The 13,222-nt window shown below is 59.2% G+C and carries 11 protein-coding genes; 3 read left to right on the top strand and 8 right to left on the bottom strand.

The window, feature by feature from the left end; all coding sequences use genetic code 11:
• The first annotated feature begins 16 nt into the window (after positions 1 to 16).
• The 3 genes from AC3ISI_RS29070 to AC3ISI_RS29060 all read left to right on the top strand — a co-directional run bounded on the left by AC3ISI_RS29070 (position 17) and on the right by AC3ISI_RS29060 (position 3,770).
• The gene (locus AC3ISI_RS29070) at positions 17 to 919 is read left to right on the top strand and encodes a LysR family transcriptional regulator (RefSeq protein WP_489334884.1); all 903 of its coding nucleotides are present in this window, start codon (positions 17 to 19) and stop codon (positions 917 to 919) included.
• A 130-nt stretch (positions 920 to 1,049) separates the two neighbouring features.
• Positions 1,050 to 1,676, top strand: a complete 627-nt coding sequence (locus AC3ISI_RS29065) for a glutathione S-transferase family protein (protein ID WP_489334883.1) — start codon at positions 1,050 to 1,052, stop codon at positions 1,674 to 1,676.
• Positions 1,677 to 1,739: 63 nt separating this feature from the next.
• Positions 1,740 to 3,770: a 2Fe-2S iron-sulfur cluster-binding protein gene (locus AC3ISI_RS29060; protein ID WP_489334882.1), complete on the top strand. Its 2,031-nt coding sequence runs from the start codon at positions 1,740 to 1,742 to the stop codon at positions 3,768 to 3,770.
• 125 nt (positions 3,771 to 3,895) lie between these two features.
• Here the strand turns inward: AC3ISI_RS29060 and AC3ISI_RS29055 are convergent, their stop codons facing one another.
• Genes AC3ISI_RS29055 through AC3ISI_RS29020 form a run of 8 tightly spaced genes read right to left on the bottom strand, consistent with a single transcriptional unit; the run spans position 3,896 to position 12,884 of the window.
• Positions 3,896 to 5,026: a glycosyltransferase family 4 protein gene (locus tag AC3ISI_RS29055; RefSeq protein WP_489334881.1), complete on the bottom strand. Its 1,131-nt coding sequence runs from the start codon at positions 5,024 to 5,026 to the stop codon at positions 3,896 to 3,898.
• Positions 5,027 to 6,157, bottom strand: a complete 1,131-nt coding sequence (locus AC3ISI_RS29050) for a glycosyltransferase family 4 protein (RefSeq protein ID WP_489334880.1) — start codon at positions 6,155 to 6,157, stop codon at positions 5,027 to 5,029.
• A complete protein-coding gene (locus AC3ISI_RS29045; RefSeq protein WP_489334879.1) occupies positions 6,141 to 7,508 on the bottom strand; it encodes a glycosyltransferase family 4 protein in 1,368 nt (455 codons plus the stop codon). The genes AC3ISI_RS29050 and AC3ISI_RS29045 overlap by 17 nt, the downstream gene beginning before the upstream one ends.
• Complete coding sequence (locus AC3ISI_RS29040; protein ID WP_489334878.1) at positions 7,505 to 8,758, bottom strand: ABC transporter ATP-binding protein; 1,254 nt, start codon at positions 8,756 to 8,758, stop codon at positions 7,505 to 7,507. The genes AC3ISI_RS29045 and AC3ISI_RS29040 overlap by 4 nt, the downstream gene beginning before the upstream one ends.
• The gene (locus AC3ISI_RS29035) at positions 8,758 to 9,555 is read right to left on the bottom strand and encodes an ABC transporter permease (protein ID WP_489334877.1); all 798 of its coding nucleotides are present in this window, start codon (positions 9,553 to 9,555) and stop codon (positions 8,758 to 8,760) included. The genes AC3ISI_RS29040 and AC3ISI_RS29035 overlap by 1 nt, the downstream gene beginning before the upstream one ends.
• Positions 9,556 to 10,998 carry a mannose-1-phosphate guanylyltransferase/mannose-6-phosphate isomerase gene (locus AC3ISI_RS29030; RefSeq protein ID WP_489334876.1) on the bottom strand — a complete coding sequence of 481 codons (1,443 nt, stop codon included), beginning with the start codon at positions 10,996 to 10,998 and terminating at the stop codon, positions 9,556 to 9,558.
• A 3-nt stretch (positions 10,999 to 11,001) separates the two neighbouring features.
• Positions 11,002 to 11,973, bottom strand: a complete 972-nt coding sequence (gene gmd / locus AC3ISI_RS29025; protein ID WP_489334875.1) for a GDP-mannose 4,6-dehydratase — start codon at positions 11,971 to 11,973, stop codon at positions 11,002 to 11,004.
• Positions 11,970 to 12,884 carry a GDP-mannose 4,6-dehydratase gene (locus tag AC3ISI_RS29020; protein ID WP_489334874.1) on the bottom strand — a complete coding sequence of 305 codons (915 nt, stop codon included), beginning with the start codon at positions 12,882 to 12,884 and terminating at the stop codon, positions 11,970 to 11,972. Before AC3ISI_RS29020 ends, gmd begins: the two co-directional genes overlap by 4 nt.
• Between the last annotated feature and the right edge of the window lie 338 nt (positions 12,885 to 13,222).

Genomic DNA, 13,222 nt, shown 5'->3' with positions numbered 1-13,222 from the left:
ACAGAGGACATGCCCCATGGACCGATTCCAGGAAATGCAGGTCTTCGCCGCCGTCGCCCAGGAACAAAGTTTCTCGGCGGCAGCGCGGCGTTTGGGCATGTCGGCGGCCAGTGTCACCCGGGCGGTCGCGGCGCTGGAGAAGCGAATCGGCACCTTGTTGCTCACGCGCACCACCCGAAGCGTGCATTTGAGCGAGGCGGGGCTGCGTTATCTGGAGGATTGTCGGAGGATTCTTGCCGAGGTGCAGGAAGCGGAGGATTCGGCGGCCGGCAGTCACGCCCAGCCCCGTGGGCAACTGACCATCACAGCGCCGGTGTTGTTCGGTGAATTGTTCGTCACGCCGATCATGGTCGGTTATCTCACGCAATTCCCGGAAGTCAGCATCAATGCCTTGTTGCTCGACCGGGTGGTGAGCATGGTCGAAGAAGGGATTGATGTCGCGGTACGTATTGGTGAACTGCCTGACAGCAATCAACACGCTATTCGCGTGGGCGAGGTGCGACGGGTGATCTGCGCATCTCCGGCGTTTTTGCAGGCCCGTGGCAGGCCTCGGCGCCCGGATGAGCTCAGTGGCGCGCCGATTATTGCCACGTCGTCCATTGGGCAGCTCAGGACCTGGCCATTCCTTGACACGGGCGAACCGCTGAGCGTTCGCCCGGAACCGCGTCTTGTGGTCACCGCCAATCAGGCGGCCATCACGGCGGCATCCCTGGGCCTGGGGTTCACCCGGGTCTTGTCTTATCAAGTGGCGAGCAAAGTGGCCGCCGGTGAACTGGAAATCGTTCTGGCGGACTTCGAGTTACCTCCTTTACCCATTCATGTGGTCTACCAGGGGGGCCGCAAGGCGCCAGTGCGAGTGCGCAGTTTTGTCGACTTCGTGGTGAAGACATTAAGAGAGCACCCAGCCCTGCGCGGTTAATCGGTTATTTCGTTGGGTGAAATAATGGATTGCGTTTGCTGGTTATTCTGTTGATTTGGTTGTGGGTGGAAGATAGCGTCCATCGGTGCTGATCCATCCTGAACGGCGCCACCACCCAGCGGAGTCGACCATGCAAGCGATCAAACTCTACAACTTCCCACGCTCTGGCCATGCTCACCGTGTGGAGCTGATGCTGTCCCTGCTGCAATTGCCGACCGAGCTGATCTTTGTCGATCTGGCCAAGGGGGCGCACAAGCAACCGGATTACCTGGCGATCAACCCGTTTGGTCAGGTACCTGCCATCGATGACCAAGGCGTCGTGTTGGCTGATTCCAATGCGATCCTGGTGTATCTGGCGCAGAAGTATGGCAACGGTCGCTGGCTACCGACTGATCCTGTCGGCGCCGCCAAGGTCCAGCGCTGGTTATCGATTGCTGCCGGGCCGATTGCCTTTGGTGTCGCCAGAGCCAGGCTGATCACCGTGTTCGGCGCGTCCTACAACGCTGAAGAGGTGATCGGCAGCTCCCACGCCTTGCTCAAAATCATTGATCAGGCACTGTCTGCCACGCCGTATCTGGTCGGAACCGAGCCGACCATCGCCGACGTCTCGGCCTACAGTTACATCGCCCACGCGCCGGAGGGCAATGTCTCGCTCGACGACTACGCCAACATCCGCGCCTGGCTGGCGCGCATTGAGGCCTTGCCAGGGTTTGTCGGCATGCCGCGCACGGTGGCCGGTTTGCAAAAAACTGCCTGATGCTCACGGCCCGCTCCGTTCGGGCCGTTCACGATGCGCAATGGGCGCAGGGGAGAAGCCGTTATGGAACATTCACCTTGGCACGCTGGCGAGAAGCAGTTGCAGGCTCATGTGGGTGTTGCCGAGCGAATGGAGGCGTTCGGACGTAAGGTGATTCGCAGTCAGATGCCAGATCAGCACCGCACGTTCTATCAGCAACTGCCGTTCATGCTGTACGGTGCCGTTGATGCCGATGGCAACCCCTGGGCCAGCATTCTGGAAGGGGATCCGGGCTTCGCTCATTCCCCCGACCCATCGCTGTTGCAGTTCGACCGCCTGCCGGGTGCCGATGACCCCGCACGACTGCAAGACGGTGCTGCCATCGGTCTGCTCGGTATTGAGTTGCACACTCGGCGTCGCAACCGCCTCAATGGCCGAGTCAGCGCGGTGACAGCCAGCGGATTCGGCGTGACGGTGGAGCAATCGTTCGGCAACTGCCCGCAATACATCCAATTGCGCCAGTTTCGCTCGGAGCCCTTGGCGGACCCTGCGAGTCGCGTTGCGCAACACCTGACTGAACTGGATGACGCGGCCAGGGCCATGATCATCGAGGCCGACACGTTCTTTGTTGCCAGCTACGTGGACGTCGATGGCCAGCGTTCGGTGGATGTTTCTCACCGGGGCGGGCAGGCCGGTTTCGTACAGGTAGAAGGTAATCGCCTGACGATCCCTGACTTCGCCGGCAACCTGCATTTCAATACGCTGGGCAATCTGTTGATCAATCCACGCGCCGGTTTGTTGTTCATCGATTTCAACTCAGGCGACCTGCTGCACCTCAGCGGGCGCACTGAAATCATCCTCGACGGCCCGCTGATCGAAGCCTTTCAAGGTGCCGAGCGGCTGTGGACCTTCGAGGTTGAGCACGTGGTGCGCCGGCCTGCAGCGCTGGCCTTGCGCTGGCGCTTTGACGGCGTGTCGCCCACCAGTTTGCTGACCGGCACCTGGGCGCAGGCCAATGCACGCCTGCAAGCCAAGGCCTTGGGCGATCACTGGCGGTCGCTGCGGGTGGCGCGCATCGAACAGGAAAGCCACAACATCCGTTCGATCTACCTGGAGCCTGCCGATGGCGCCGGGTTGCCGGTGTTCCAGGCCGGGCAGCATTTGCCTTTGCGATTCAACATTGCCGGTGACGTGCATATCCGCACGTACAGCCTGTCGAGTGCGCCGTCTGATGATTTTTTCCGGATCAGTGTGAAGCGTGACGGGTTGGTGTCATCGCACCTGCATGAGCGAATTCGTGTCGGAGATGTATTGGAGGCACGCGCGCCTCAAGGGCATTTCACGGTGGCACCGCATGACCGGCGACCGTTGGTCTTGCTGGCCGCTGGAGTGGGGATTACGCCGCTGCTGTCGATGGTGCGCGAAGTGGTTTATCAAGGCCTGCGTACGCGGAGTATCCGCCCAACCTGGTTCTTCCAGAGTTCGCGAACCTTGGCCGATCAACCGTTTCGCCCGGAACTGAATCGCTTGCTCGACGGGCTCGGCGACGCGGTGCGCGTCCTGCGTTTGCTCAGCCAGCCAGAGCCCGATGCGCGCGAAGGCGAAGATTATGACCTGACCGGGCGGATCGACGCCGACCTGCTCAAGACCACGCTTGAGGTGGAAGACTACGATCAGCTGGATTTTGTCCTCTGCGGTCCAGGCAGTTTTACCCAGGCGATGTACGACAGCCTGCGTGATATGGATGTCCGTGATTCGAGGATTCACGCCGAGACTTTTGGCCCGTCGACGTTGCGCCGGATACCCGACCCGGATGCAGCGGTCATCGAACAACCGCCCGCCGCCACGACATCAGTACCGGTCGTGTTCGAGCGCTCGGCCAAAGAAGCGCGCTGGAAGCCTGATAGCGGGAGTTTGCTGGAATTGGCCGAAAGCCGTGGTTTACGCCCGGAGTTCAGTTGTCGCGGCGGATCCTGCGGGACCTGCAGAACCCGACTGATCAGCGGTGCGGTGAGTTATCCACAGGTACCGGCGGAGGTGCCCGGCATTGGAGAGGTGCTGATTTGTTGTGCGGTGCCGGCGCAGGGTTCGCAGCCGTTGGTGCTGGATCTGTAACCACGCGAGAAGCACACATCAATCCCCCGTGGGAGCGAGCTTGCTCGCGATGGCGGCCTGACATCCACATTGATGTCGACTGTGATACCGCTATCGCGAGCAAGCTCGCTCCCACAGGAAAGCAGTCAGGCGTAGGACAGGGACTTTTCTTCCAGCAGCTCTTCGTACAGCTCGGTCCACTTGCGGCCCATTTCATCCGCTGTGAATAACTGCCGATAACGCGCCTCAGCCTTCACGCCCATTTGCGCCGCACGCGTCGGGTTTTCCCACAGCGTGCGCATAGCTTCACGGAAAGCCTGTGGATGACTTGGAGGAACCACCAGCCCGGTTTCGTTGTGAATGTTGATGTAACTGGTGCCGGTGCCGATCTCGCTGGAGATCATCGGTTTGCCATACATCGCGCCTTCCAGCAGCGAAATACCGAACGCTTCTGAGCGCAGGTGCGACGGGAACACGATGGCGTAGCTCAATTGCAGCAGCGCCACTTTGTCTTCGTCGCCCAGACGTCCGAGGAAGTGGATATTGCGCAAACCCAATGCTGCCGCCTGGGCGTGAAGTTCCGCTTCCAGTGGGCCGGCACCGACAATCACTGTGGGGTAATCCAGGTCCTTCAAGGCGTCGAGCAGGATGTGCAAACCTTTGTAGTAACGCATCACCCCTACAAACAGAAAAAACTTATCCCCAAGCTTCTGCCGCCAGTGGGCCATGCGCTCGCTGTCGGGCTGTGGATAACCATCTTTGTTCAGGCCGTAGGGAATCACGCGGGTCTTATGCTGAAACTGCTGCAGCACATCGCTGGTGTGCAAGTAGTTGGGGGACGCTGCGACGATCCGGTCGGCGCTGGCCAGAAAGCGGTTCATCAGCGGCCGGTAGAGTTTGAGCAGGTGTTTCTGGCGAATGATGTCCGAGTGGTAGGTCACCACGCTCGGTTTTTTCATGCCGCTGGTGAAATGCACCAGGTCCATGAACGGCCATGGGAAGTGATAATTGACCACGTCGGCTTCGGCCGCCAACTCGCGAAACTGTTTGAAGACGCTCCAGGAAAATCCCGTGGAGGCGAACTGAATGTCGAGTCGGGCCCGATGAACTTCGTGATGACCGAGCTGAACCACTGGCGGGGTCGGATCGGCACTGAGTGTCAGCACCTGGCCTTCAACGCCGTGCTGGGCGCCGCTTTCGCACAACTGGAAAATCACTTGCTCGATCCCGCCGACCGAGTCTGGCAGGTACGTCTTGAAAAAATGAAGAACTCGCATTCAACCTCCCATAGCCTGGCGGTAGGCGCGGGCCGTAACCTGCGCACAGCGCTCCCAGGTAAAAAGCCTTGCTTGATGTAATCCGGCTTCTCGGCATACCTGCCAATGCGCTTGATCATCGATCAGACGGCTCATTGCATCGCGTAAGCCGTCGGGTTCGTCCGGTTCAACATAGTTGCCCGCAACGCCTGCCACTTCGGGCATGGCCGAACGTCGAGTCAGAATGACCGGCGTGCCGCTGGCCATAGCCTCCAGCACCGGCAGGCCAAAGCCTTCATAGAGCGACGGAAAAATAAGCGCCCGAGCGCCGGCCAACAGGTGTGCCACTTGCTCGTCAGGCAGATAGCCCAGCAAACAGACGTGACCGCAAGCCAACGCCTGATGCAGTTCTTCACTGAACTGCTCGCGTTGCCAGCCGGCCATACCGACGATCAGCAGAGGAAAACGTTGGCGGACCGATTCCGGCAACAGCGCGTGGGCGCGCAGGGCAAGGGTCAGGTTCTTGCGCGGCTCCAGAGTGCCGACGCAGAGGAAGTATTCCCGCGGCTCTACGCCATGGGCCTTGAGTACGGCGTCGATGGCCTCAGGAGCCCGTGGGTGAAAACGCGCGGCTACGCCCAGTGGCGTGACGACAAACCGTTCGGCCGGTAGCCCGAAATGCGCCTGGGCTTCGTCAGCAATGTACTGCGAGTCGGTGAGAATCAGGCTTGCCTGGCGCACGCCGTCGGCCAGCCGCCGTTCGATTTCTCGCAAGCGCGCGGGCGGTTGCGTTTCGGGGTAGTGCAAGTGAGTCAGGTCATGCAGGGTGATGACCGTCGGACCATCGAACGACAGCGGCCACAAGCTCGGTTCGTGGTAGACATCGATGGTTTGCGCGCGACCTTGATCGAAGCGTTTCTGCTCCAGCCAGCGCCGGGCCTGATAGGCACCCGGAATTTGCCGCAGCAGCGGTGTCAGTCGGGAATAACCGGGCATGGCCGCTTCAGGCAGCACCGAGCTCCAACCCCAGCCATGAAACAGCGCCAGTTCAACATCGGGCTCACTCGCAAGGGCGTTCGCCAGTTCGGCGACATAGTGACCGATGCCGGTACGCGGCGCCTGGAGGATGCGGGCGTTAAGGGCAATTCGCATGTTGCCTCTCTGGGATGGCCGGCGCTTCTACAAGATTGCGCAGGGTTCTTTCGGCCAATTGCGCACTGGCTTCACCCCAGCCGATCCAGTGCCAATCGGCTACGTCACGGGTGGCCGGGAATTGACCGCTGCGCTCGAAACGCACGACCAGGTCGGCGAGGCTTTGTGGCTCGGTCAGATCGAAGTACGCCATGAACTCGCTGCCAATTTCGCGAAACACCGGAATATCGCTGCCCATGGCCGGCAGTCCGCGCTGCATGGCTTCCACCAGCGGCAGGCCGAAGCCTTCGACATAGGACGGAAACACTAGCGAGCTAGCGTGGCTGTAGGCATGTTCAAGGCTGGTGTCGCTCAGGTCGTTGAACATGAATAGACGTTGGTTCAGTTGCGGGTGATTGCGTACCCGGGCGAGCAGTGCGTCACATTTCCAGCCGATTCGACCGGCAATGCACAGTCGAGCGTTGGAGCCCGCCGCCCAGGCCAGTTCAAAGGCGTCCAGCAGGTAGGCGTGGTTCTTGCGCGGCTCGATGGTACTGACCATCAAAAACACCGGTTGTGGCGCCTCGAACAGCTTTGCAAGGCTAGGTTCCACGGCGGCGGTGGCTTCGCTCAGGTCGAGCTCGGAGCCGAGGTGGAAATAATCGAACCACAACTCATTGGCCCTGGCAGGACCGAGGCGACGCTGCAATTCCTCACGAACCTGATCGCGTACCGTGGCAGAAATCGCCACGTAACCATCGGCGGTTTTGGTGATCCAGTCGAACCATTCGTTGAAAACCTGCACCAGCCGGGTGTCGTAGAACTGCGGGTGAGTCAGGGGAATGAGGTCGTAGATGACGGCAACGATGCCCACGCCTTCACGTTTGAGCCGTTCGGCAAACGGGAAAAAATCGGTATGCCAGGACGAGTCCAGCAGCACCAATTGATCCCCGGGTTGGTGCTGTAACGGCGAGCAACGTTTGGGCAGGTGATACTGATTGACTTGGTCGATCAGACGCAGCGGAACACTGAAGCAGGCCAGTGTTGTCAAGCGGTAAGCCACATACAGCGTGCGCTTCGCCAATTTTGACGTGCAGCGTTTTTCTACTCGCAGGTGCATTTGAAAGAAACGATGGGCCAGCCTTTCCAGTCGCCCGGCGAAGGTCATCAGGCCTTCGAAAAACGGAATGTTCAACGAGCCCAGTTTCAGTACGCGATAAAGTTTGCCCTTGAGCATCACTACCGGGATGCATTCAACCCCGTCCACACTTTCCGGCAGCTGATTGATGACGTTGCGCACCACCCGCTGAATGCCCGAATTGACCTTGGGGTGTTGAAACACGTGGGTGCATTCCACCAGAAGACGCGTCATGGAGTGCTCTCCGAGGTGATCGACGTGTTCGCGCGAGTGATGGTGGTTTTTGCTCCTAGCCATGAGCATCCGACAAAGTCTTCCTGCCGATTATTAATTACATGGAACACTAACCCGTAATCGCGCCACTCATAATTGCGGTCCAAGTGTGAGTCCAGCCGCGACAGGCTCAACGCCACGGAATAGTTGCCCTTGCCCAGACCCATGATAAAAGCGAAGCGGTAGGTTATGCGCTCGCCGGCCTGCAAGTCGGTCAGTGCTTTGTCTTGACGATGGGTATTGATGCCGTACATGGCTTGACCCAGGCGATCCTTGATCATGAATCCCAGCACCAGCCGTTCGATGTCCTGGCGGACTTCAACCTTTACCTCCAGCACCACTGGCTGACCGACTTCGGCAGCGTCGATGGATCGGTCGTTCTCGTCCAGCAGGCGCACGCTGAGAATGCCGGCTTCGCCGGTGCCGGAAACGGTTTGCACCTCTCCGCCGGTGAGCATTTCCTGACGAACGACCTGGCCTTCACGTTCGGCCATCAGGGCGTTGTAATAGTCCAGGACCGCTTCGGGTTTGCCGTGCATGGCCATTCGGCCGTCTTTGAGCAGGATCGCCGAATCGCAGATCGACTGGATCGCCGAGCGGTCGTGGGACACGATCAGCAAGGTTGTGCCGGCTTTGCGGAAGCTGCGTATCCGTTCGAAGCTCTTGTGTTGAAAGTAGGCATCGCCCACCGACAGCGCTTCATCGACGATCAGGATATCCGGGCGTCGGGCGGTGGCTACGCTGAAAGCCAGGCGCATCTGCATGCCGCTGGAATAGGTGCGAACGGGGTGATCGATGGCGTCGCCGATTTCCGCGAAATGCTCGATCTCGGGCATCAGTGCTTCAATCTCATCGACCTGCATACCCAGCAGCTGCCCGGCCATGATTGCATTCTGACGGCCGGTAAAGTCCGGGTGAAACCCCATGCCAAGTTCCAGCAGTGCCGCCACGCGACCTTGGAGTTCTATCTTGCCGCACGTTGGCTGGGTGGTGCCGGTGATCATCTTCAACAAGGTGCTTTTGCCAGCACCGTTGACTCCGACGATCCCTACCGCTTCACCGGGGGCAATCTCGAACTCGACGTCTTGCAGCACCCAATGCGGATGGTGGCGCATCGGGGAAAAGGGGATCAGCCACTCGGCCAGTCGGCTCCAGCGGGTCGGGTATTGCTTATAGGCCTTGCCCAGGCCAGTGACGCGAATATGCCCCATCAGAGTTCATCCACCATTTCGCCGCCCCGCTTGCGAAACAGCCGCAGTCCGATCAAACAGAACACCAGGCCGGTGATGGAAATAGGCAGCAGCGAACTCCACACAGGCCATTGCCCATAAACAAACAGGTTTTGATAACTGACGAACAGATTGGTCAGGGGGTTGAGTTGTAGCAGGCGCTGAACCCAGTCCGGCAGGATGCTCATCGGGTAGACAATGGGCGTCATCCAGAACCAGAATTGCAGGCAGATGCCGAAGAGCTGTCCAACATCACGGAAGAACACATTCAGCACGCCTAGCACCATCCCCAACCCGGCGCAGAACATCATTTGCATTGCCATCAGCGGTATCAGCGCCAGCATCGCCGTGCCCGGCCAACGCCCGGTGATCAGCAGAAAGCCCAGGAAAAGGCCGATGATGATCGCGAAATTGATGCCCGCGTTGAGCAGCACAATGATAGGCAGGCAGATCCGAGGGAAGCTGATTTTCTTCAGCAGGTTGGCGTTTTCCAGAAACATGTTCTGGCTACGCAGTGTGATTTCCGCAAACAGTCCCCAGGCGAGCAGGCCGGCACACAGGTAAATGCTGTAGGCCATGCTGTCATCTACGCCCGGCAGGCGTGCGCGCATGATGTGGGAAAAAATCACGGTGTAGACGATGATCATCGACAGGGGATTGAGCACCGGCCACAACGCACCGAACAGCGAATTGCGATAACGCGCCTGAAACTCACGCTGGACGCTACCGAGGATGAACCCTCGATAGCTGCACATCGTGCGGTATAGGGAAAGCAGCATTCAAACCGTCCTGCCATATTGGTCTTCGAAGCGAACGATATCGTCCTCTCCCATGTATTCACCGCTTTGCACTTCGATGATCACCAGGTCGATCACGCCCGGGTTTTCCAGGCGATGTTTGTGACCGGCGGCAATGAACGTCGATTCGTTCTTGGCCACCAGCTGGGTGCCGGTACCGTTGTTGGTCACCTTGGCCATGCCTTCGACGACCACCCAATGCTCGTTGCGATGGTGGTGCATTTGCAGCGACAACTTGCCCCCGGGTTTGACCACGATGCGCTTGATTTTGAAGCGCGGGCCTTCTTCGAGCACGGTGTAGGTGCCCCAAGGTCGGCTGACCGTACGGTGCAGGCGATAGGCTTCGTGCTGTTTGTCCTTGAGCTGTTTGGCCACCCGGCGAACATCTTGGGCGCGATCAGCGTGGGCCACCAATACCGCATCGGCGGTGTCGATGATGATCAGGTTATCCACACCCACAGCCGCCACCAGACGGTCTTCGCTCTGGACAAAGTTGTTGTGACTGTCGATGAACACCGCGTCACCGCTGGCACGGTTGTTTTGTGCATCTGCCGGCACCAGCGCAGCCACCGCGCCCCACGAGCCGATGTCACTCCAGTCGAAAGCGGCGGGCACCACAACCACCTTGTCGGAGCGCTCCATCAGGGCGTAGTCGATGGAAATGTCAGTCATTTCGGCGAATAGCGCCGGAGACAATTCCTGTTGCAGGTACCCGACGGTTTCCACCGGGTTACTGGCCGCCATGCAGGTTTTCGCCTGCTCGAGTAACTCGGGGGCGTGTCTCTCCAACTCGGCCAGCACGGCGGCGATCGAGAAACAGAACATCCCGGAGTTCCACAGGAAGTTGCCGCTCTCCAGATAATGCGTCGCGGTTTGCAGGTCGGGTTTTTCGACGAAGCGCTGCACCTTGGTCGCACCTTTATGGTCCAGCGCAGCGCCGGTTTCGATGTAGCCGAATCCGGTTTCCGGAGCGGTCGGCACCACGCCAAACGTCACCAGAAAACCATCTTTGGCCAGATTCACGGCGTGTTCCACGGCGCTCTTCAAGGCATCTACATTGAGAATCAAATGGTCGGCAGGCATTACCACCATGATCGCTTCGTCGCCGTGCAGGGCTTTCAGCGACAGCGCAGCCGCCGCGATGGCCGGGGCCGTATTGCGACCGGTCGGCTCAAGCAGAAAGTGCCCGCGATGGCGACCGAGGTGCGCTTCCTGATAGTGATCCTTGCTCTGGAAGTAGTAGTCGCGGTTGGTCACCGTGACGATATCGCCCCAGCCATCGAGCAAACCAGCGGCACGGCGGTAGGTTTTGCCCAGCAGCGACTGACCATCGGGCAAATTCATGAAGGGTTTGGGATGGCCTTCGCGGGACACCGGCCACAAGCGAGTACCGGCACCGCCGGAGAGAATCACGGGAATCAGCATGGCCTACTCCTTGGCGATACGTTTCATGTCCGCATCCATCATCATGCGGATCAAGGTTTCCAGATCGGTCTTTGGCTTCCAGCCCAATACACGTTGGGCTTTGGCCGGATTACCGAGCAATACATCCACTTCGGCCGGGCGGAAAAACGCCGGGTCGATTTTTACAAAGTCGCGATAGTTCAGGTCGACGTGTTCGAAGGCAATCCGGCACATGTCGCGCACAGTGGTGGTCACGCCGGTGGCGACCACAAAGTCATCGGGCTTGTCCTGTTGCAGCATCAGCCACATGGCTTCGACGTAGTCACCGGCAAATCCCCAGTCGCGTTTCGCATCGATGTTGCCTAGGAGCAGTTCCTGCTGTTTGCCTTGCTTGATGCGGGCGGCGGCGTCGGTGACTTTGCGGGTCACGAACTCGATGCCACGCAAAGGGGATTCGTGGTTGAACAGGATCCCGCTGCTGGCGTGCAGGTTGAAACTTTCGCGGTAATTCACGGTGATCCAGTGGCCATATAGCTTGGCCACGCCGTACGGGCTGCGCGGGTAGAACGGGGTGTTTTCGTCCTGCTGCTCGGCCTGGATCAGGCCAAACATTTCGCTGGTGGAGGCTTGATAAAAGCGCGTATGCGGACTGAATTGACGAATGGCTTCGAGCAGATGAGTCACGCCCAGGCCGTCAACGATGCCGGTGGTGACCGGTTGGTCCCAGGAGGCGGCGACGAAGCTTTGCGCGGCCAGGTTATAGACCTCGTCCGGGGCCGACTTGATGACCGCACGCTGCACCGAGCAGGCATCGGCCATGTCGCCGTCCAGGTAAACGATATCGTTCTCGACGCCCATCTCCCGCAGGCGCCAGCGCGAATCGCTGCTGCGCCGCGCCACCAACCCGTGGACTTTATAACCCTTGTCGAGCAGCAGTTTGGCCAGATAAGCGCCGTCCTGGCCGGTGATCCCTGTGATCAGTGCACTTTTTGTCATTCTTGTCGTACTCGTGTCTCCCAGTCGGACAGGATCGCCCGCAGGGATTGTTGTGTTGTGATTTCAGGCGTCCATCCAGTGGACTGTGCAAGCTTGGCGTGGCTGCCACAAACGCGACGCTGATCTGCGCGGCGAAGGCGTGTGGGGTCTTGAATCAATTGCATGTCGACTTGGGCGAGGTCCCCCAGTTGTTCAATCAAACTGCGAATGCTCTGCTCGTGCCCCGAGCAGATGTTGTACACCTGTCCCGGCACGCCCTTTCCCAGCAGCGCCAGGTAGGCCGAAATTACGTCGTTTACATCCAGGAAGTCGCGCGTGACGTCGATGTCACCGACCTCCAGTTGTGGCGCTTGCAAGCCTTGTTTGATTCGGCTGATCTGCCGCGCAGCGCTGGCGATGACGAAGCTTTCGCTCTGGCCGGTGCCAATGTGGTTGAAGGGGCGGGCGACCATGACTGGCCAGCCTTCACTCAGCCCCCATTGCAGGCAAAGGAATTCTGCCGACAGTTTGCTCACAGCATAGGGATTGCGCGGGCAGGGTGGCTGGTGTTCGGTGATGGGCAGATCGGTTTCGCTGACTTGGCCGTAAACGTCGCCAGAGCTAATGTAGAGAAAAGTACCGGTGAAGCCGCGGGCCTTCAGGGCTTGAAGCAGGTTAAGGGTGCCGAGCAGGTTGATATTGAGCGTGTGCGCCGGATCGCGGAAGGCTTCAGGAACGAAGGTCTGGCCGGCCAGGTGAATGACCGCGTCGGGCATCTCGGGCCACAAGCCTTCTAGGCTGCCTGGCTCAGCGAGATCGTAACGGGAAGGGGCAGGCAGAAGCGCCCATTCCGAGGCATCAGCGTTCAGGCGGGATTGGAGGTGTTGCCCGACGAATCCACTGAGACCCGTCACGAACAGATGCTTTTTCAAACAGCAGCCCCTTGGTCATTCATTTCGTCCATTCCTTACAGCTTTTAAGGAGAGGTCTGACAGAACGGTTGGATTACCGGGTCGAAAGACAGGCGAAATATTTTTGTTGTAGTTGTTTGGTTGCCAATCTGTGCCAATTGCTCGGCAATTTCAACAGGTCCATCCGTGACCCGTCAGTTCTCATTAGAGCCACCCGCTTTATTCTCGCCGGGCGGTTCACGAATCCTCAATGGATGTGTTTAGAATGCCCCTCGTCACGATCAATCGGTGTTTGTTTGGGATCTTCCGAGACTCCGCGAATCCGACCATTAAAACAAGAACGTAGACGCGCAAAAAGA

The organism is Pseudomonas sp. GL_139_B (assembly GCF_057834475.1).
Note: the sequence above shows the minus strand (reverse complement) of the source record. Positions and strands in the feature narration are given on the sequence as shown.

Excerpts from the sequence above, each read along its gene's own strand:
- AC3ISI_RS29070 (WP_489334884.1), top strand. The coding sequence starts at position 17 with ATGGACCGATTCCAGGAAATGCAGGTCTTCGCCGCCGTCGCCCAGGAA.
- AC3ISI_RS29065 (WP_489334883.1), top strand. The coding sequence starts at position 1,050 with ATGCAAGCGATCAAACTCTACAACTTCCCACGCTCTGGCCATGCTCAC.
- AC3ISI_RS29060 (WP_489334882.1), top strand. The coding sequence starts at position 1,740 with ATGGAACATTCACCTTGGCACGCTGGCGAGAAGCAGTTGCAGGCTCAT.
- AC3ISI_RS29055 (WP_489334881.1), bottom strand. The coding sequence starts at position 5,026 with ATGCGAGTTCTTCATTTTTTCAAGACGTACCTGCCAGACTCGGTCGGC.
- AC3ISI_RS29050 (WP_489334880.1), bottom strand. The coding sequence starts at position 6,157 with ATGCGAATTGCCCTTAACGCCCGCATCCTCCAGGCGCCGCGTACCGGC.
- AC3ISI_RS29045 (WP_489334879.1), bottom strand. The coding sequence starts at position 7,508 with ATGACGCGTCTTCTGGTGGAATGCACCCACGTGTTTCAACACCCCAAG.
- AC3ISI_RS29040 (WP_489334878.1), bottom strand. The coding sequence starts at position 8,758 with ATGGGGCATATTCGCGTCACTGGCCTGGGCAAGGCCTATAAGCAATAC.
- AC3ISI_RS29035 (WP_489334877.1), bottom strand. The coding sequence starts at position 9,555 with ATGCTGCTTTCCCTATACCGCACGATGTGCAGCTATCGAGGGTTCATC.
- AC3ISI_RS29030 (WP_489334876.1), bottom strand. The coding sequence starts at position 10,998 with ATGCTGATTCCCGTGATTCTCTCCGGCGGTGCCGGTACTCGCTTGTGG.
- gmd (WP_489334875.1), bottom strand. The coding sequence starts at position 11,973 with ATGACAAAAAGTGCACTGATCACAGGGATCACCGGCCAGGACGGCGCT.